12 protein-coding genes and 1 tRNA gene are annotated in these 20,083 nt (G+C 72.6%); 11 read left to right on the top strand and 2 right to left on the bottom strand.

Going from position 1 to position 20,083, the window contains the following annotated elements; all coding sequences use genetic code 11:
• Positions 1-104: 104 nt before the first annotated feature.
• From C3489_RS09090 to C3489_RS09045, 10 genes are all read left to right on the top strand, one after another.
• Positions 105-2,510, top strand: coding sequence for a sodium-translocating pyrophosphatase (locus C3489_RS09090; protein ID WP_103781246.1), 2,406 nt, complete (start codon positions 105-107; stop codon positions 2,508-2,510).
• 204 nt (positions 2,511-2,714) lie between these two features.
• A complete protein-coding gene (locus C3489_RS09085; protein ID WP_103781245.1) occupies positions 2,715-3,311 on the top strand; it encodes a small secreted protein in 597 nt (198 codons plus the stop codon).
• A 40-nt stretch (positions 3,312-3,351) separates the two neighbouring features.
• The gene (locus C3489_RS09080) at positions 3,352-4,869 is read left to right on the top strand and encodes a class I SAM-dependent methyltransferase (protein WP_103781244.1); all 1,518 of its coding nucleotides are present in this window, start codon (positions 3,352-3,354) and stop codon (positions 4,867-4,869) included.
• A gap of 246 nt (positions 4,870-5,115) precedes the next feature.
• The gene (locus C3489_RS09075) at positions 5,116-5,313 is read left to right on the top strand and encodes a hypothetical protein (protein ID WP_103781243.1); all 198 of its coding nucleotides are present in this window, start codon (positions 5,116-5,118) and stop codon (positions 5,311-5,313) included.
• Between the two features lie 302 nt (positions 5,314-5,615).
• Positions 5,616-8,453, top strand: coding sequence for a type I DNA topoisomerase (gene topA / locus C3489_RS09070; RefSeq protein WP_103781242.1), 2,838 nt, complete (start codon positions 5,616-5,618; stop codon positions 8,451-8,453).
• A 128-nt stretch (positions 8,454-8,581) separates the two neighbouring features.
• Entirely contained in the window at positions 8,582-11,806 is a 3,225-nt protein-coding gene (tmk, locus tag C3489_RS09065; RefSeq protein ID WP_103781241.1) for a dTMP kinase, read from the top strand.
• Between the two features lie 136 nt (positions 11,807-11,942).
• Positions 11,943-13,148: a DNA polymerase III subunit delta' gene (locus C3489_RS09060; protein WP_103781240.1), complete on the top strand. Its 1,206-nt coding sequence runs from the start codon at positions 11,943-11,945 to the stop codon at positions 13,146-13,148.
• Positions 13,149-13,240: 92 nt separating this feature from the next.
• Positions 13,241-14,827: an alpha/beta hydrolase gene (locus C3489_RS09055; protein WP_103781239.1), complete on the top strand. Its 1,587-nt coding sequence runs from the start codon at positions 13,241-13,243 to the stop codon at positions 14,825-14,827.
• Positions 14,828-14,935: 108 nt separating this feature from the next.
• Positions 14,936-15,012, top strand: a tRNA-Thr gene (locus tag C3489_RS09050).
• A gap of 194 nt (positions 15,013-15,206) precedes the next feature.
• Complete coding sequence (locus C3489_RS09045; RefSeq protein WP_103781238.1) at positions 15,207-16,100, top strand: glycosyltransferase family 2 protein; 894 nt, start codon at positions 15,207-15,209, stop codon at positions 16,098-16,100.
• A 233-nt stretch (positions 16,101-16,333) separates the two neighbouring features.
• On the opposite strand, the gene C3489_RS09040 is transcribed toward C3489_RS09045, so the two are convergent.
• Complete coding sequence (locus tag C3489_RS09040) at positions 16,334-18,013, bottom strand: bifunctional 3'-5' exonuclease/DNA polymerase (RefSeq protein ID WP_103781237.1); 1,680 nt, start codon at positions 18,011-18,013, stop codon at positions 16,334-16,336.
• 92 nt (positions 18,014-18,105) lie between these two features.
• Entirely contained in the window at positions 18,106-18,891 is a 786-nt protein-coding gene (locus tag C3489_RS09035; protein ID WP_103781236.1) for a Clp protease N-terminal domain-containing protein, read from the bottom strand.
• A gap of 85 nt (positions 18,892-18,976) precedes the next feature.
• On the opposite strand from C3489_RS09035, the gene C3489_RS09030 reads away from it, so the two are divergent.
• On the top strand, positions 18,977-20,068 hold the full coding sequence (locus tag C3489_RS09030) for a DUF2786 domain-containing protein (protein WP_258054615.1): 1,092 nt from the start codon (positions 18,977-18,979) through the stop codon (positions 20,066-20,068).
• The last annotated feature ends 15 nt before the right edge of the window (positions 20,069-20,083 follow it).

Genomic DNA, 20,083 nt, shown 5'->3' with positions numbered 1-20,083 from the left:
CTCGACCGACGGCGAATTCCGTTTACCGCGCCCTGTTTACATCAGGAACGGGTACCTACAATCCGTCCACATCGTGAGCTCAGCCCAAGCGTCAAGGAGGACGAATGGCGGAGCTTTCTCTCCCAGATCGGTTGGACCACCCCACGACCCTCGCAGCCGCGGTGCTGACCGACGACAACCGCGTCCTGGTGATCGTCATCGGTGTCGTCGCCCTGGCCGCACTGGTGGTCGCGGGCGTGCTGCTGCGTCAGGTACTGGCGGCGGGCGAGGGCACCGACAGCATGAAGAAGATCGCGGCAGCCGTGCAGGAAGGCGCCAACGCCTATCTGGCCCGGCAGCTGCGCACGCTCGGCGTATTCGCCGTGGTCGTGTTCTTCCTGCTCATGCTGCTGCCCGCGGACGACTGGAATCAGCGAGCCGGACGGTCGGTCTTCTTCCTGATCGGCGCGGCGTTCTCGGCGGCCACCGGCTATATCGGCATGTGGCTCGCCGTGCGCAGCAATGTGCGGGTCGCTGCGGCGGCCCGGGAAGCGACCCCGGCGCCCGGCGAGCCGGAAAAGGATCTCACCGCCGTTTCCCACAAAGCGATGAAGATCGCTTTTCGTACGGGTGGCGTCGTCGGCATGTTCACCGTGGGACTCGGCCTGCTCGGCGCGTCCTGCGTGGTGCTGGTGTACGCGGCGAACGCGCCGAAGGTGCTGGAGGGCTTCGGCCTGGGCGCGGCACTGATCGCGATGTTCATGAGGGTGGGCGGCGGCATCTTCACCAAGGCCGCCGACGTCGGCGCCGACTTGGTCGGCAAGGTCGAGCAGGGCATTCCGGAGGACGATCCGCGCAATGCCGCGACCATTGCCGACAACGTGGGCGACAACGTCGGCGACTGCGCCGGGATGGCCGCCGACCTGTTCGAGTCCTACGCCGTCACCCTGGTGGCCGCGCTGATCCTCGGCAAGGCGGCGTTCGGCGACTTCGGTCTCGCCTTCCCGCTGCTCGTCCCGGCCATCGGCGTGATCACGGCGATGATCGGCGTGTTCGCGGTCGCGCCGCGCCGCGCCGACCGCAGCGGTATGAGCGCGATCAACCGCGGCTTCTTCATCTCCGCGGTGATCTCGCTGGCGCTGGTCGCGGTCGCCGTCTTCGTCTACCTGCCGTCGAAGTACTCCGAGCTGGACGGGGTCACCGATGTGGCGATCCGCGGCAAGGACGGCGACCCGCGGATCCTCGCCCTGGTCGCGGTGGCGATCGGCATCCTGCTGGCCGCGGTGATCCAGCAGCTGACCGGCTACTTCACCGAGACCAGCCGCCGCCCCGTGCGGGACATCGGCAAGACGTCCCTCACCGGACCCGCCACCGTCGTCCTCGCCGGTATCTCCGTCGGACTCGAATCGGCCGTGTACACCGCCTTGTTGATCGGTCTGAGCGTGTACGGGGCGTTCCTGCTCGGCGGCACGTCGATCATGCTGGCGCTGTTCGCGGTCGCGCTGGCCGGCACCGGCCTGCTCACCACGGTCGGCGTGATCGTGGCGATGGACACCTTCGGTCCGGTCTCCGACAACGCCCAGGGCATCGCCGAGATGTCCGGCGACGTCGAGGGCGCCGGCGCGCAGGTGCTCACCAACCTGGACGCGGTCGGCAACACCACCAAGGCCATCACCAAGGGCATCGCCATCGCCACGGCCGTGCTCGCGGCGTCGGCGCTGTTCGGGTCGTACCGCGACGCGATCACCACGAACGTCCATGACGTGGGCGAGAAGCTGACGGGCCCGGGAGCGCCGCTGAGTCTGTCGATGGACATCTCCCAGCCCAGCAACCTCGTCGGGCTCATGGCGGGCGCGGCGGTCGTCTTCCTCTTCTCCGGGCTGGCGATCAACGCGGTGTCGCGGTCGGCGGGTTCGGTGGTGTTCGAGGTGCGCCGGCAGTTCCGTGAGAAGCCCGGGATCATGGACTTCACCGAGAAACCGGAGTACGGCAAGGTCGTCGACATCTGCACCAAGGACGCGCTGCGGGAACTGGCGACGCCCGGACTGCTCGCGGTGATGGCGCCGATCTTCATCGGGTTCACGCTCGGCGTGGGCGCGCTCGGCTCGTATCTGGCCGGCGCGATCGGTGCGGGCACGCTGATGGCGGTGTTCCTCGCCAACTCCGGTGGCGCCTGGGACAACGCCAAGAAGCTCGTGGAGGACGGCCACTACGGCGGCAAGGGCAGCGAGGCGCACGCGGCGACGGTCATCGGCGACACTGTCGGCGACCCCTTCAAGGACACCGCCGGCCCCGCCATCAACCCGCTGCTGAAGGTGATGAACCTGGTGTCGCTGCTCATCGCGCCCGCGGTCATCAAGTTCTCCTACGGCGCGGACAAGAGCATCGGGATCCGGGTGGTGGTCGCGGTGCTCGCCTTCCTGGTGATCCTCGCGGCGGTGTACGTCTCCAAGCGGCGCGGTATCGCCGTCGGGGACGAGGACAGCGCCGAGCAGTCGCCCAAGTCGCCTGATGCGGCGGTGGTTTCGTAGAGCCCGGGCCCCCGTCCCGGTCAAAGGGCGGGCGGGCGGCGCGTGTTGACGCGCCGGCCGCCCGCCGTGCTGTGCCCGGGCCCGGGTCGTGGCCTGGTCGTGAGCCTTCTCTCGCGTGGTGCGAATGGCTATAAAGAGGGAGCATTCGGGCATCCGGAGTGCGGGTGGTGCGCGGGTGGCGTGTATGTTCCGGGGCCGAGAGCCATGGAAGGGACCAATCCGGTGAACAAGAAGCTCGCGGCCGCACTGTCCGGCGGTGCGGTACTGGTACTGGCGCTGTCCGGGTGCAGCAGCGACGACGGCAACGAGAAGCTGGATGCCTGGGCCAAGCAGGTCTGCGACGCGGTGCAGCCGCAGGCGAAGAAGATCGAGGCCGCCAACGCCGCGATCCAGAAGGAGACCTCGGACAACAGCGCGCCCAAGGAGGTCCAGGCGACCGACTCGCGGGCCTTCCAGGACATGTCCGACGCGTACAAGGCGATCGGGGTCGCGGTGCAGCGGGCCGGGGCGCCGAACGTGGACGGCGGCGAGAAGAAGCAGCAGGACGCCGTGAAGGAGCTGGAGGGCCTGTCCGCGAAGTACGCGGCGCTGAAGAAGCAGGTCGACGCGCTGAACACCACGGACCAGGCGAAGTTCGCCGACGGGCTGAAGGGCATCGCCACCGAGCTGGACAAGCTCAGCAAGAGCGGCAGCGACGCGCTGAAGAACCTGGAGGAGGGCGACGTCGGCAAGGCGATGAGCAAGCAGGAGAGCTGCAAGACCGCCTCCGCACCGGCGTCCGCACCGGCCACCAAGAGCTGACGCCGGCGCGTCCTTCGGGCGTCCGGGACACAATGGGGGCGTGAGTAACGCCACCCTCTCCCCCCTGCCCTCCGTCGACCGTGATGTGGCCGGCCGGCTGCGCGACGCGCTGCTCGGCGCCTCGTTCACCGCCGACGGGCTGCTCGATCTGCTCGGGGCGCCCGCCTACGCGGCGCTGGCACGCAGCGAGACCGTGCCCGCGCTGCGGGCGACCCGCGGTGACACGCCGCTGGAGACGCTCGTACGGCTGTTCCTGCTGCAGCAGCCGGTGCCGCGGGCCCGGGTGGCGGACGTGCTGCCCGTGGACGCCTGCCTGGGCAGCGGATGGCTCGTCGGCGTCTTTGGGGACGAGGTGGCCGCCACCGTGGACGTGCGGCCGTACGGCGGGGCCGACGGTGAGGACTGGTTCATCGTCTCCGACCTGGGCTGCGCGGTCGGCGGGGCGGGAGGCATCGGCAGCCGCAACGAGGAGGTGGTCCTCGGTGTGGGGGGCGCCTCCACGACACTGGCCGGCATCACCGTGCGCACACCCGTGGCCGCCGCGCTGGACCTCGGGACCGGCTCGGGCATCCAGGCGCTGCACGCCGCCCAGCACGCCACGCGGGTGACGGCGACCGACCTGAACCCGAGGGCGCTGCACATCACCGCGCTGACGCTGGCGCTGTCCGGGGCGCCCGAGGCGGACCTGCGGCAGGGATCGCTGTTCGAGCCGCTGCGTCAGGACGAGACGTTCGACCTGATCGTCTCCAATCCGCCGTTCGTGATCTCGCCCGGTGCGCGGCTCACCTACCGGGACGGCGGGATGGGCGGGGACGATCTGTGCCGCTCGCTCGTTCAAGGAGCGGGGGAACGGCTCAACCCGGGCGGATTCGCGCAGTTCCTCGCCAACTGGCAGCACGTCGAAGGGGAGGACTGGCAGGACAGGCTCAGGTCATGGGTGCCCCGCGGCTGCGACGCGTGGATCGTGCAGCGCGAGGTGCAGGACGTCACGCAGTACGCCGAGCTGTGGCTGAGGGACGCCGGTGACCACCGCTCGGACCCGGCCGAGTACCAGGCGCGGTACGACGCCTGGCTGGAGGAGTTCGAGGCGCGCAAGGTGAGGGCCGTGGGCTTCGGGTGGATCACCCTGCGCCGTACGGACTCCGACGAGCCCTCGATCACCGTCGAGGAGTGGCCGCACCCCGTGGAGCAGCCGCTCGGCGACACCGTACGGGAGCACTTCCGGCGCCTGGACCACCTGCGCGAGCACGACGACGCGGCGCTGCTCGCGGCGCACTACCGGCTGGCCGCCGAGGTGGTGCAGGAGCAGGTCGGGCTGCCCGGCGCGGAGGACCCCGAGCACGTCGTGCTGCGGCAGAACCGTGGCATGCGGCGGGCCACCAAGGTCGACACGATCGGCGCGGGCTTCGCCGGCGTGTGCGACGGCACGCTGAGCGCCGGCCGCATCCTGGACGCGATCGCCCAGCTGATGGGCGAGGACCCGGTGCTGCTGCGCGACCGCACGCCCGCCCAGATCCGCCTGCTGGTGGAACAAGGATTCCTTGAGCCGGCCCAGTGAGGGCGTCGAGGGCCCGCTGAGCGGTGTGGGACCTGTGTGACGTAGGTGCACGGTGGTGGTGGCGAAAACGGCCCGCCGCGAAAAAGGCGAAAAAGTCTTCCATGCCGTTCCGCCGAAGGTGCCCGGTGCCTGCTTCGGGGTGATCGGCAGCGCGCCGTTCACCCCGGGTTCGCCTGCCCGCCGCCCGCGCGTGTCAGTCTCCCGGCACCGGGAACTCGCGGACGGGAGAACAGGGGCACGCCAGCCATGGAGAGCGGACCGGCGATCTTCGCAGGAGTGGTGTTCGCCCTGTTCGGAGGCGCACTGCTGGTGTGGACCGCAGTCCGGGCCCGGCACGGGGAGCCGGTCGCCCACGGTGTGAGGCCGGTCGCATCGGCGACCCTCGCGACGCTGGCGGCGGTGGCCGCGCTGGGCGTCGGCCTGTGGTGCTTCGCCCAGGTCTGAGGGCTCACCGCGGCCTCGACCGCGGGTAATGGGAACGTCACGCTCCGGACAGGGCCGAAACAGCGGGCGGACAGTCCGGGCGGCAGGATCGGCGTTTCTCGGGTTACCGTTCGAGTGGCCGTTGCGGGCTTTTCCCGTTTGACACGGGGGCGGGCTGTACCGTCACACTCCGCAGCGTCACCAGCGAGCGCGCCGACGGGACCGGCGGTAGAGCCCGGCGGCGAGCGCGCCACGAAGAGAAGACCCGACCCCGGGAAACCAGGCCTGGGGAGGCCCAGCGTCGACCGGAGAGAAGAGCGAAGTTGTCCCCGACCAGCGAGACCGCACAGGGCGGCCGCCGACTCGTCATCGTCGAGTCGCCTGCCAAGGCGAAGACGATCAAGGGCTACCTCGGCCCGGGCTACGTCGTCGAAGCGAGCGTCGGGCACATCCGCGACCTTCCCAACGGCGCCGCGGAGGTGCCCGAGAAGTACACCGGCGAGGTCCGCCGCCTCGGCGTGGACGTCGAGCACGACTTCCAGCCGATCTATGTCGTCAACGCCGACAAGAAGGCCCAGGTCAAGAAGCTCAAGGACCTGCTGAAGGAGTCCGACGAGCTCTACCTCGCCACCGATGAGGACCGCGAGGGCGAGGCCATCGCCTGGCACCTGCAGGAAGTCCTCAAGCCGAAGGTCCCGGTCAAGCGGATGGTCTTCCACGAGATCACCAAGTCCGCGATCCAGGCCGCCGTCGCCAACCCGCGCCAGCTCAACCAGAAGCTGGTCGACGCCCAGGAGACCCGCCGCATCCTCGACCGTCTCTACGGCTACGAGGTCTCCCCGGTGCTGTGGAAGAAGGTCATGCCCCGGCTGTCCGCCGGCCGCGTGCAGTCCGTCGCCACCCGTCTCGTGGTGGAGCGGGAACGCGAGCGCATGGCGTTCCGCTCCGCCGAGTACTGGGACCTGACGGGCACCTTCGCGACCGGCCGCGCCGGGGACCCGTCCGACCCGTCGTCGCTGGTCGCCCGCCTGCAGACCGTCGACGGCCGGCGCATCGCACAGGGCCGCGACTTCGACTCCCTGGGACAGCTCAAGAGCGCGAACATCCTGCACCTCGACGAGGCGAACGCCCGCGCCCTGGCCGCCGCCCTGGAGAACACGCAGTTCTCCGTGCGGTCCGTCGAGTCCAAGCCCTACCGCCGCTCGCCGTACGCCCCGTTCCGTACGACGACGCTGCAGCAGGAGGCCAGTCGCAAGCTCGGCTTCGGCGCGAAGGCCACGATGCAGATCGCGCAGAAGCTGTACGAGAACGGCTACATCACGTACATGCGTACGGACTCCACGACGCTGAGCGACACCGCCATCGCGGCCGCCCGCGCCCAGGTCACGCAGCTGTACGGCGCCGAGTACCTGCCGGACGCCCCGCGCACCTACGCCGCCAAGGTGAAGAACGCGCAGGAGGCGCACGAGGCGATCCGTCCCTCGGGGGACCGTTTCCGCACCCCCGCGGAGACCGGTCTGACCGGTGACCAGTTCAAGCTGTACGAGCTGATCTGGAAGCGGACCGTCGCCTCCCAGATGAAGGACGCGACCGGCAACTCCGTCACCGTGAAGATCGGTGGCACGGCCGCCGACGGGCGGGACGTCGAGTTCAGCGCGTCCGGCAAGACGATCACCTTCCACGGCTTCCTCAAGGCCTACGTCGAGGGCGCCGACGACCCGAACGCCGAGCTCGACGACCGCGAGCGCCGGCTGCCGCAGGTCGCCGAGGGCGACCGGCTGAGCGCCGAGGAGATCACCGCCGACGGCCACGCGACCAAGCCGCCCGCCCGCTACACCGAGGCGTCCCTGGTCAAGGAGCTGGAAGAGCGCGAGATCGGCCGCCCCTCGACGTACGCGTCGATCATCGGCACGATCCTCGACCGCGGCTACGTCTTCAAGAAGGGCACGGCCCTGGTGCCGTCCTTCCTGTCCTTCGCCGTGGTCAACCTGCTGGAGAAGCACTTCGGGCGGCTCGTCGACTACGACTTCACCGCCAAGATGGAGGACGACCTCGACCGCATCGCCCGCGGCGAGGCGCAGGCCGTGCCGTGGCTGAAGCGCTTCTACTTCGGCGAGGGCAACGCCGAGGGCGCCGCGGCCGACGCCGGCAACGGCGACGGCGACCACCTCGGCGGCCTCAAGGAACTGGTCACCGACCTCGGCGCGATCGACGCCCGTGAGGTGTCCTCGTTCCCGGTCGGCAACGACATCGTGCTCCGCGTCGGCCGCTACGGCCCGTACATCGAGCGCGGCGAGAAAGACACCGAGCAGCACCAGCGCGCCGACATCCCGGACGACCTGGCGCCGGACGAGCTGACCGTCGAGCTGGCCGAGGAACTGCTCGCCAAGCCGAGCGGCGACTACGAGCTGGGCACCGACCCGGCCACCGGTCACACGATCGTCGCCAAGGACGGCCGCTACGGCCCGTACGTGACGGAGATCCTCCCCGAGGGCACCCCGAAGACCGGCAAGAACGCGGTCAAGCCGCGCACGGCGTCGCTGCTGAAGTCGATGTCCCTGGACACGGTGACGCTGGAGGACGCGCTGAAGCTGATGTCGCTGCCGCGCGTCGTCGGCACCGACGCCGAGGGCCAGGAGATCACCGCGCAGAACGGCCGCTACGGCCCGTACCTGAAGAAGGGCACGGACTCGCGCTCCCTGCAGTCCGAGGACCAGATCTTCACGATCACGCTGGAAGAGGCGCTGGCGATCTACGCCCAGCCCAAGCAGCGCGGTCGCGCCGCGGCCAAGCCGCCGCTGAAGGAACTGGGCGAGGACCCGGTCAGCGGCAAGCCGGTCGTGGTCAAGGACGGCCGCTTCGGGCCGTACGTCACCGACGGGGAGACCAACGCGACCCTGCGCTCAGGCGACAGCGTCGAGACGATCACCCCGGAGCGCGGCTTCGAGCTGCTCGCCGAGAAGCGCGCGAAGGGCCCGGCCAAGAAGACGGCCAAGAAGGCCCCGGCGAAGAAGGCGACCGCGGCGAAGAAGACCACGACCGCCAAGAAGACCACGGCCGCGAAGAAGACCGCGGCGAAGAAGACGACCACCGCCAAGAGTGCGGCCAAGAAGACGGCCGCGAAGAAGACGGCGGCGTCCCAGGCGGTGGCCGAGGACTGACGTCCCCGGCGCCCCGACCCGGCGCCACGTTCGCGAACGGCACGCCCCGGCACCCACATCGGTGTCGGGGCGCGCGCGTGTTCGGACGGTGTCCGGTGACTGTCGGTGGCGCCCGATAGTCTGAATGCATGACGCGAGCCGAGCAGCCAACGGCCCCCAACCCGGTACCGGACGACGCCCTGGTAGCGGACTCCCGCGAGCGCGCCGTGCGCGCGCTGCTGCGCCATCCGCAGCTCAGGCGGCTGTGGAGCGCGCAGTTGGTGGGGGGTGTCGGAGACGTCCTCGCGCTGCTGGTCCTGGTCCTGCTCGCCCTGCAGGCGGCCGTCGACCAGGGCTCCTTCGGCGGCGGCTACCGAGGCGTGGCGTTCGCAGTGGCGACCGTCTTCGGGGTGCGCATACTGGCCACCCTGCTCTTCGGCGCGATCCTGCTCGGCCCGCTGACCACCCTGACCTCGCCGGACGGCCCCCTCGACCGCCGCTGGACCATGGCCGGAGCCGACGGCGTGCGGGCCGCGCTGCTCATCGTCGCGCCCCTGTGGATCGACTGGACGCCGGACAACGCGCTCGCTCTCCTGCTGGTCACCGCCTTCCTCACCTCGGTCGCCGAGCGGCTGTGGGCCGTGTGCCGGGAGAGCGCGGCGCCCGCGCTGCTGCCCGCCCCGCCGCCCGAGGGCGCCACGGTACGGCCGCTGCCGGACCACCTCGACGCCCTGCGCCGGCTGTCCCTGCGCACCGGCTTCGTCTCGGTCCCGCTCGGCGCCGCCGTCCTGGTCCTCGCCGCGCTGCTGAACAACCTGCTCGCCACTGGCATCGACTGGTTCGACCAGCACCAGGCGGCCCTCGCCGCGTATGTGGCGGCCGGCCTGTTCGCCGCCTCCCTGTCCGTGGTGACCTTCCTGGAGCTGCCCGCCACGCGCACCCCGCGCGCCCGCTCGCCCCTGGAGGGCCTGCGCCGCCCGCGCACCGGCACCGGCGCCGACAAGGGCCGCACCGGCGCGATCCCGCTGCTGGTGTTCGCCTGCGCGGCCGTCGCCGGGGCGATCTCCGCCACCGTCGCCGTGTGCGTGCTGCACGCCAAGGACCTCGGCGGCGGCCCGGTGCTCTACGGCCTGCTGGTCGCCGCGCTGGCCGGCGGCGTCGTGGCCGGCATCCGTACGGCGCCCAAGGTGCTGGTGTCGCTGTCGCGACGCCGGCTGCTGTCGCTGTCGATCGCCTTCACCGGCATCGCCCTGCTCGCCGCCGGGCTCGTCCCGGACGTCACCAGCGTCCTGCTGATCGTCGCCCTGGCCGGCGTCGGCGCGGGCGTGGCCGCCAACACCGGGCACACCCTGCTCGACCAGGAGACCGAGGACTTCCGCCGGCCCCGCACCACCGAGCACCTGCACGCCGTGGTCCGGGTCTTCGTCGCCCTCGCCGCCGTGGTCGCCCCCCTGATCGCCGCCGGGATCGGCCCGCACCGGCTGGAGAACGGCAAGTTCGTCTTCGCGCACGGCGGCGCGGCCTTCACGCTGATGCTCGTCGGCGCGCTGCTGCTGCCGGTGGCCGTGCTGGTTCTCGCCAAGGTCGACGACCGCGCGGGCGTGCCCCTGCGGCACGACCTGCGCGACGCGCTGCTCGGTGACGACCCGGTGCAGGCGCCCGCCGCCGCGGGCTTCTTCATCGCCCTGGAGGGCGGCGACGGCGCCGGCAAGTCCACCCAGGCCGAGGCGCTCGCCGAGTGGATCCGCGGCAAGGGCCACGAGGTCGTCGTCACACGCGAGCCGGGCGCCACGCCGGTCGGCAAGCGCCTGCGTTCCATCCTGCTGGACGTGTCGTCGGCCGGGCTGTCCCACCGCGCGGAGGCGCTGCTGTACGCGGCCGACCGCGCCGAGCACGTCGACACCGTCGTCCGGCCCGCCCTGGAACGCGGAGCGGTCGTGATCTCCGACCGGTACATCGACTCCTCGGTGGCCTACCAGGGCGCGGGTCGCGACCTGTCGCCGACGGAGGTCGCCCGGATCAACCGGTGGGCGACCAACGGCCTGGTGCCGCATCTGACCGTTCTGCTGGACGTCGCCCCGGAGACCGCGCGCGAGCGGTTCACCGAGGCACCGGACCGGCTGGAGTCGGAGCCGGCGGAGTTCCACGCGCGCGTGCGCTCCGGTTTCCTCACGCTGGCCGCCGCCGACCCCGGCCGCTACCTGGTGGTGGACGCCGGCCAGGAGCCCGAGGCCGTCACGACGGTCATCCGGCACCGGCTCGACCAGGTGCTGCCGCTGTCCGAGGCCGAGATCCAGGCCCAGGAGGAAGCCCGGCGCAAGGCCGAGGAGGAGGCCCGCCGCAAGGCCGAGGAAGAGGCCGCCCGCAAGGCCGAGGAGGAGCGCCTGGAGCGCGAGCGCCAGGAGGAGCTCGCCCGGCTGCGCGCCGAGGAGGAGGAGCGCAAGCGGCGCGAGCTGGAGGAGGCCCAGCGCCGCGAGGCCGAACGGCAGGCCGAGGAGGCCCGGCAGCGGGCCGAGGAAGCCCGCCGGCGTGCCGAGGAGGAGCGGGCCCGGCTGCTCGCCGAGGAGAAGGCCCGCGCCGAGGAGGAGGCCCGCCGCCGCGCCGAGGAGGAGCAGCGGCGCCGGCAGGCCGAGGAGGAGGCCAGGCTGCGCGCCGAGGCCGAGCGGGAGCGCCTGGAGAAGCAGCGCAAGGCCGAGGAGGCCCTGCTGCGGGCGGAGCAGGCACGCCGGGCGGCGGAGCAGGCCGCGGCGGCCGCGCAGGCCGGCCCCAAGCCGACGCCGCCGGCGGTGGCACCGGACGCGGCGACCGTGCCGACGCCGGTGGTGACGCCCACCAACGCGACGGGCGGGCCCGTGGAGGAGACGGCGGTACTGCGCCCGGTGCGCGACGAGCCGGCCGACGCCGACCGCCCCGGCAAGCCCGCCGCCGGCTCCGACGCCGAGGTGACGGCGGAGCTGCCGCAGCCGCCGGCCCCGCAAGGCGCGGCGGACGAGACGGCGGTGCTGCCGCAGGTCCCGGCCGACGCGGCCGACGAGACGGCCGTCCTGCCGCCGGTGCCCCCGGCGGACGCGGAGGAGACCGCCGTGCTGCCGCCCGTGGGCGGGGACAGCCCGGCGGACCGGGTGCCGCCGGGATACTTCCGCGACGAGCGGCCGGCGCCGCGCCCCGACGGCTCCGACGACCGCACCCGGGAGCTTCCGCAGCTCGACGCGGACGGCATGCCCACGCGCCGCCCCCGCGCGGACTGGGCCGAGGAGACCCCGCTGGACGACCTGCCCACCCTGGCCGACGAACTGCTCGGCCCGCGCTTTGAGGACGAGGAGTACGACGAGGACCCCCGCGGCCGGGGTCCCGGCCGGGGCCGGGGGCGCTGAGGTACGGCCTCGGGGGCGGGGCTCGCGAGCCGTGAGCCGGACGCGGGGCGCCTGCTGCGGTCGGCGTCCCGCGTTGTCAGTGGTGCCCCGCACAATGGATTCCGCAAGAGTTGCAGGACGGAAGGCGGCGTGACCCATGGCCGTGTGGGACGACCTGGTCGGGCAGGAGCGGGTGAGCGAGCAGCTCGCCGCCGCTGCCCGGGACGCCGACGCCCTGGTGACCGCGGCCGAGACCGGCGGACCGGCGCCGGAGGCGTCGAAGATGACGCACGCCTGGCTGTTCACCGGCCCGCCCGGCGCCGGGCACGTCCACGCGGCGCGGGCCTTCGCCGCCGCACTGCAGTGCGTGAGCCCGGACCGGGCGCTCGGCGGCGTCCCCGGCTGCGGCTTCTGCGACGGCTGCCACACGGCGCTGATCGGCACCCACGCCGACGTCTCGACCGTCGCCGCCGTCGGCGCGCAGATCCTCGTGGACGACATGCGGGACACGGTCCGCAAGTCGTTCACGTCACCGGCGAACGGCCGCTGGCAGGTCATCCTCGTCGAGGACGCCGAGCGGCTGAACGAGAAGTCCGCCAACGCCGTCCTCAAGGCCGTCGAGGAGCCCGCCCCGCGCACGGTGTGGCTGCTGTGCGCCCCCTCGATCGAGGACGTGCTGCCGACGATCCGCTCCCGCTGCCGCCACCTGAACCTGAGCACGCCGTCCGTGGCCGCCGTGGCCGACATGCTGGTCCGCCGGGAGGGCATCGAGCCCGACGTGGCGGCGGCCGTCGCCCGCGCCACCCAGGGGCACGTCGACCGGGCCCGCCGCCTGGCCACCGACCCGGCCGCGCGGGAGCGCCGCGCCGCCGTGCTGAAGCTGCCGCTGCGTGTGGCGGACGTCGGCGGCGCCCTCAAGGCCGCGCAGGAACTCGTCGACGCCGCCGCCGAGGACGCCAAGGCGCTCGCCGAGGAGCTGGACGCCAAGGAGACCGAGGAGCTGAAGGCGGCGCTCGGCGCGGCCCAGGGCGGCCGGCTGCCGCGCGGCACCGCGGGCGTGATGAAGGACCTGGAGGACAAGCAGAAGCGGCGCCGCACCCGCACCCAGCGCGACAGCCTGGACCTGGCGCTGACCGACCTCACCGCGTTCTACCGCGACGTCCTCGCCCTCCAGCTCGGCTCCCGCGTCGCCATCGCCAACGCGGACGCCGAGGACGCGCTGGAACGCCTGGCCCGCTCCGGCACCCCCGAGGCCACCCTGCGCCGTATCGAGGCGATCGCCGCGTGCCGCGAGGCCCTGGACCGCAACGTGGCGCCGCTGCTGGCGGTGGAGGCGATGACGATGGCCCTCAGATCGGGCTGATCCCCCGGATCGGTTGATCCCCGGCGTAACTCGTACGGGTCACGTCGCGCACGGAGCGCGTTCGGTGCATCGCGCAGCGTTACGCTCGCCGAATGTACACAAGGCGCACTCTTCGCAGGTCCCGCACCGCCGCCGGCCTCCTGGCCGCCGCGGCGCTGCTCGCGTCCGGCTGCTCGGCCGGCGGTTCGACGGCGGCGGACACCCGCAGCACGACGGCGGCCCAGGCGGCGCTGGCCGCGTTGCCGCACGCCACGCCGTCCGCGCTGGCGTCGTACTACGGCCAGAGGCCGAGCTGGCGCGCGTGCGGTGTCCCCGGCTTCCAGTGCGCCACGGTGAGGGCCCCGCTCGACTACGCCCACCCCGAAGCCGGTGACGTACGGCTCGCGGTGGCCCGCAAGAAGGCCACCGGACCGGGCAAGCCGCTGGGATCGCTGCTGGTCAACCCGGGCGGCCCGGGCGGCTCGGCGATCGCCTACGTCCAGCAGTACGCCGGCGTCGGCTACCCGGCGGAGGTCCGCGCCCGCTACGACATGGTCGCCGTCGACCCGCGGGGCGTGGCCCGCAGCGAGCCCGTCGAATGCCTCGACGGACGTCAGATGGACGCGTACACGCAGACCGACGTCACGCCGGACGACCAGGAGGAGACGGACGAGCTGGTCGAGGCGTACCGGAAGTTCGCGGAGGGCTGCGGCGCGCGCTCGGCGAAGCTGCTGCGGCACGTCTCCACGGTGGAGGCGGCCCGGGACATGGACATCGTGCGGGCGGCGCTCGGGGACCGGAAGCTGAACTACGTGGGCGCGTCGTACGGCACCTTCCTGGGCGCGACCTACGCCGGGCTGTTCCCGGACCGGGTGGGACGGCTGGTGCTGGACGGCGCGATGGACCCGTCCCTGTCGGCCCGCCGGATGAACCTGGACCAGACGGCGGGCTTCGAGACGGCGTTCCAGTCCTTCGCGAAGGACTGCGTGAAGCATCCCGACTGCCCGCTCGGCGGCCGGGGCACCACCCCTGAGCAGGTCGGCGTCCATCTGAAGGCGTTCTTCCGGAAGCTCGACGCACACCCCGTCCCCGCCGGTGACGCCGACGGCCGCACACTCGGTGAGGCGCTCGCCACGACCGGAGTGATCGCGGCGATGTACGACGAGGCGGCCTGGGAGCAGCTGCGCGAGGCTCTGACGTCGGCGATGAAGGAGAACGACGGCGCCGGGCTGCTGTCCCTCGCCGACAGCTACTACGAGCGGGACGCCTCCGGCCGCTACGCGAACCTGATGTTCGCCAACGCCGCCGTGAACTGCCTGGACCTGCCACCCGCCTTCGACTCCCCGCGGGACGTGGAGAAGGCCCTGCCCGCCTTCGAGAAGGCGTCCCCGGTGTTCGGCGCGGGCCTGGCCTGGTCGTCCCTGAACTGCGCGTACTGGCCGGTGCGGGCGACGGGCGAGCCGCACCGCATCGAGGCCCACGGGGCCGCCCCGATCGTGGTCGTCGGCACCACCCGTGACCCGGCGACCCCCTATCCCTGGGCCCAGGCCCTGGCCGGCCAGCTGTCCTCCGCCCGCCTGCTCACCTACGTCGGCGACGGCCACACCGCCTACGGCCGCGGCAGCTCCTGCATCGACTCCGCGATCGACGCCTACCTGCTGCGCGGCACCCCGCCGGCCGGCGGGAAGCGCTGCTCGTAGCCCCGCCGGCCCCGGCCCCGGAGCGCTGGCCCGGGGCCGGTACGAAGCACCCCCGGAAACTGTGTAGACTTACCGACGTTGCCGATCGCACCATGGTGCGGGCAGCGTGCCGCTTTAGCTCAGATGGCCAGAGCAACGCACTCGTAATGCGTAGGTCTCGGGTTCGAATCCCGAAAGCGGCTCCACTGGGACCCCGGGTCAGACCTTTTCTGACCTGGGGTTCTTTTGTGTTCGGCCGGGGTGGGGAAAAGGGTGTAAAGAGGGCGCAAAGTGAATGGGTGTCAGGACAACCCCGGGCTCTGAGGCAACATCTTGGTGAACGACGGGCCTGCGCGGCGAGGACGCGGGTGCGGTCGGTGGCCGGATGGGGTGAGGGGTGTTGGTGGAGCCGAGGATCGCGGTGTCCGTGGTGACCATGGGGAACCGGCCCGCCGAGGTCGACGCCCTGCTGGAGTCCGTGGCCAAGCAGGATCTCGCGCCCGCCCGTGTCGTGATCGTCGGCAACGGCTGCCGGCTGCCGGAGTTCGGTGACCGGCTGTCGCTGCCCGGTGAGGTCACCGTCATCGAGACGGAGGAGAACCTCGGGTGCCCCGGCGGGCGCAATGTCGCCCTCGCCCGGCTGCGTGAGTTCGGTGACGTCGACATCGTGGTGGAGCTCGACGACGACGGGCTGCTCGTCGACGCGGATGTGCTCCGTCGGGTGGGGGAGCTGTTCGCGGGCGATCCGCGGCTCGGCATCGTGGGTTTCCGGATCGCCGACGAGAACGGCGAGACGCAGCGGCGGCACGTCCCGAGGGCCGGTGACGCCGACCCGCTGCGCGGCGGGTACGTCACCGGGTTCCTCGGTGGTGGGCACGCGTTCCGGATGGCGATGCTGGCCGAGATCGGCGACTGGCCCGCGGAGTTCTTCTTCGCGCACGAGGAGACCGACCTGGCGTGGCGGGCCGTCGACGCGGGCTGGAAGATCCTCTACGCCCCCGAGCTGCTGCTGCAGCACCCGAAGACCTCGCCCGCGCGGCACGCCATCTACTACCGGGTCACCGCCCGCAACCGGGTCTGGCTGGTCCGGCGGAGGCTGCCGCTGCCGCTCATCCCCGTCCATCTCGGTGTGTGGGTGGCCGTCACGCTGCTGCGCACCCGGTCGGCGGGCGGGCTGCGGGCGTGGTTCGGCGGCTTCGCCGAGGGTCTGCGCGAACCGGCGGGGGAGCGGCGCCCGATGCGCTGGCGCACGGTGTGGCGGCTCACCCGGCTGGGCCGGCCGCCGGTGATCTGAGCCGGGCCGCGCGGCGCGGTGGAGGTGGGGACGAGGACCCCGGTCGTTCACCTCTGACGACCGAGGTCCTCGTGTGTCCCCGGATCCGGCCACGGCGGCGACACTCCCCCGAGTAGCGCGTGCACGGGTGCACCGCGCGCACCGACTGGCCGGAATCGAATGTCATGATCACATAAAAGTCGGCGGGCGGACAGCCGGGCCGTACCGGCGCGGCTGGGCCGGGCGGTGGGCGGTCACTTGGCGTCGGCGTAGCACTCCACCACCGCCGTCGTGAACGGGAACCGCACCGGCGTCTCGCCGAAGGTCAGCCGGCCGGCCAGGTCGGCCGCCTCCCGGATCGCCGCGACGACCGCCTCGGCCTCCTCCTCGGGACAGTGCACGATCACCTCGTCGTGCTGGAAGAAGACCAGCTCGGCCGCCATGCTCGCGCACCGCCGGCGCAGCCCGGCGAGCAGCAGCAGGGCCCAGTCCGCGGCGCTGCCCTGGACCACGAAGTTGCGGGCGAAGCGGCCCCGCGCGCGGGCGTCGGTCGAGGCGTACCCCGGCACCCAGGCCCGGTCGCCGGTGTCCTCCTCCGCGGCCGGGATGCCCTCGCCGGTGTCGTCGGCCGCGCTCGCCGCCGGCGGGCAGGTCCGGCCCAGCCAGGTGCGCACCAGCCGGCCCTCCTCCCCGGCCCGGGCCGCCTCGTCGACGTAGGCCACCGCCTGCGGGAAGCGGCGGCGCAACGCGGCGAGGTTCTTCAGGCCGTCGCCGGAGGTCTGGCCGTAGATCGCGCCGAGCACGGCGAGCTTGGCCTGGGCGCGGTCACCGGAGAAGGCGCGGTCGGACACCTCCTGGTAGAGGTCGCTCTCGCGGCCGGCCACCTCCATCAGCCCCGGGTCGCGGGAGATCGCGGCCAGGACGCGCGGCTCCATCTGGTCCGCGTCGGCGACCACGAGCCGCCAGCCGGGGTCGGCGACCACCGCCCGCCGGATCACGCGGGGGATCTGCAGCGCGCCCCCGCCGTTGGTCACCCAGCGCCCGGTGACCGTGCCGCCGGCGAGGAACTCGGGGCGGAACCGGCCCTCGCGCACCCAGTCCTGCAGCCAGGACCAGCCGTGGGCGACCCAGATGCGGTACAGCCTCTTGTACTCCAGCAGCGGCTTCACCGCCGGGTGGTCGACGGACTCGATCTCCCAGCGGCGGGTCGATCTGACCTTGATCCCCGCCTGCGCGAACGCCTTGACCACGTCGGCGGGCAGGTCGGGGCGGACGCGGCGGCCGAAGGCGGCGGAGACCTCGTCGGCGAGCTCGGCCAGGCGGCGCGGCTCACCCCCGCCCGCGTACCGCTCGCCCAGCAGGTCGTGCAGGACGGCGCGGTGGACGTCCGCGCGCCAGGGCAGCCCGGCGTGGTTCATCTCGGCGGCCACCAGCATCCCCGCCGACTCGGCCGCCGTCAGCAGCCGCATCCGGTCGGGGTGTTCGGCCCGCGCGTGCCGGCGCTGCTGCTCGGCGTAGACCGTGAGCAGGTCGGTCAGCGGCAGGCGGGTGCCCTGCGGTTCGAAGAGCGTGGACTGGGCGCCCGGCTCGGCGGACCGCTGCGGTGGATCGGGCGGTACGGGGCCGCCGCGCAGCCGGGCCAGCGCGGCGGCCGCCGAACGAGGTTCGCCGGAGCGTCCCTCGTGGCCCAGGAGGAGGGTCTCGGCGTCCTCGACGTCGTAGCACCGCTCGACTCGCACCCCCGTGGCGAGCAGACGCGGATAGACCTCGGCGGTCGACCGCCACACCCAGCGTGTGACGTCCGGCCGGCTGCGGACCGCCCGGGACGGGTCCTCCTCCCGTACGACCGGACCGGCGGGCAGCCCGTCCGGGCCGAGGGGTGCGACGTCCACGCCACCGTCCTCGGCCGGAGCGAGTGCCCAGCGGTCGGTCATGTCGTGAGTGTGGCAGGGGGGTCTGACAATGCGTTCTGAGCTGCGGGAACGCGGTGGTACCGGTAGTTCCCGAGCGTCCGGAGGGCGACGCTTCAGCCGTCCTGTCCGGGCTGGTCGGCTGCGACGATCCGGGCGAGCAGCTCCGCGATGTGCCGTTCGGTGGCCGGCTTGTCGATGCCGAGCGAGCTGAGGACGCCCTCGCCGTTCTCGTGCTCCAGCAGGGCCAGCAGGATGTGCTCGGTGCCGACGTAGTTGTGGCCGAGGCGCAGGGCCTCGCGGAAGGTCAGCTCCAGGACCTTCTTCGCCGAGGAGCTGTACGGCACCAGTTCGGGCGCGTCCTCCACGGCCGGCGGAAGCGCCGCCCGGGCGGCCTCGCGGACCGCGTCGAGGGAGACGTCCTGGGCGGTGATCGCCTGCGCGGCCAGCCCCTGCGGTTCGGCGAGCAGGCCGAGGACCAGGTGCTCGGGGAGGCCCTCGGCGCTGTGTGCCGCCTTGGCCTCGTTGTGGGCGCTCACGACGACGTTGCGGGCGCGGGGGGTGTAGCGGTTGAAGCCCTGGCTGGGGTCGAGGTCGGTCGACTCCTTCGGCACGAAGCGCTTCTGGGCCGCCTGCCGGGTGACGCCCATGCTCTTGCCGATGTCGGTCCAGGACGCGCCGGAGCGGCGGGCCTGGTCGACGAAGTGGCCGATCAGGTGGTCGGCCACCTCGCCGAGGTGATCGGCGGCGATCACGGCGTCCTGGAGCTGTTCGAGGGGCTCGTCGTGGACCTTTTTGATGGCTGCGATGAGGTCGTCGAGGCGTACGGACGGCGTGAATGCCGTTGTGCTGGACGTTGTGGTGGACGTTTCGGTGTCGGTGGTGTCGGGGTTCTTCGACATGCGTCAACCATAGGTTGACAGAGGTTGGAGTGTCAACCTTCGGTTGACATGGGTCGATGTCAGAGGCCCGTGTCACGATCGGTGGGTGAGTACCGTCGATCGCGCCTTCGAGGCCGCTCTGTACGACACCGGTGTGGCCGCCCTGGACACCGGTGCCTCCCTGCTGGCCGCCGACCCCGCGGCGGACGGTGAAGTCGAGAGGCGCGGGCGGGAGTTCGTGGCCGCGCTGTGGCGGCGCGGCTGGCAGCCCGCCGACGTCGTGCGGATCGTGCGGCGTGAGCTGGACGACGTCCATGTGCGGCTCGTCGCCGACCTCGTCCGCGCGCAGGCGCCCGACGACCGGGCCCGTGGCGTGCGCTGGCGGGCGCAGCTGGAGGAGTTGCCCGGTCCGGCGGCGGCCCGCTCCGACCGGTTCACGCATGCCACCGCCGTGCTGGAGTTGTACCGCCTGCTGCTGCGGCTGCCCGCGCTGGAGCCCCTGGAGGAGCCGCGCCGCGCCCACACCTCCGACTCCCGCATGCTCGGCCGCATCCGCGCCCTGCTCGCCAAGGCCGAGGCGACCGGCTACCCGGAGGAGGCCGAGGCGCTGTCCGCCAAGGCGCAGGAGCTCATGGCCCGGCACAGCGTCGACGAGGCGCTGCTCGACGCGCAGGCGCCGGCCCCGGACGCGCCCGGTGCCTGCCGGATCGGTGTCGAACCGCCCTACGAGCAGGCCAAAGCGGTGCTGCTGGACGCGGTCGCCACCGCCAACCACTGTCGTGCGGTGTGGAACGAGGCGCTGTGCTTCTCCACGGTCGTCGGCTTCGAGGCCGATCTGGAGGCCGTCGAGCTGCTCCACACCTCGCTGCTGGTGCAGGCCCAGTCGGCGCTGGCCAAGGCGGAGGCGGAGCAGCGGAAGGGCGGGCGTAAGCGGACGAAGACCTTCCGGCAGTCCTTCCTCGCCGCCTACGCCCATCGCATCGGTGCCCGGCTCGCGGCTGCCGCCGAGACGCAGGTCAGCGACGACCTGCTGCCGGTGCTCGCCTCCCGGGAGGTCGCCGTCACGGCCACGGCCGACCGGATGTTCCCGGAGACCGTCTCCACCCGGCTGCGGGGAGTGAGTGACGCGGCGGGGTGGACCGAGGGCGCTCGGGCGGCGGATCGGGCGCGGGTGGCCGAGCGGCCTCGGTTGCCGTGAGGGGGTTCCCGGGGT

The sequence above is a fragment of the Streptomyces sp. Ru71 genome, from assembly GCF_002920535.1.
Lineage (GTDB): Bacteria > Actinomycetota > Actinomycetes > Streptomycetales > Streptomycetaceae > Streptomyces.
Note: the sequence above shows the minus strand (reverse complement) of the source record. Positions and strands in the feature narration are given on the sequence as shown.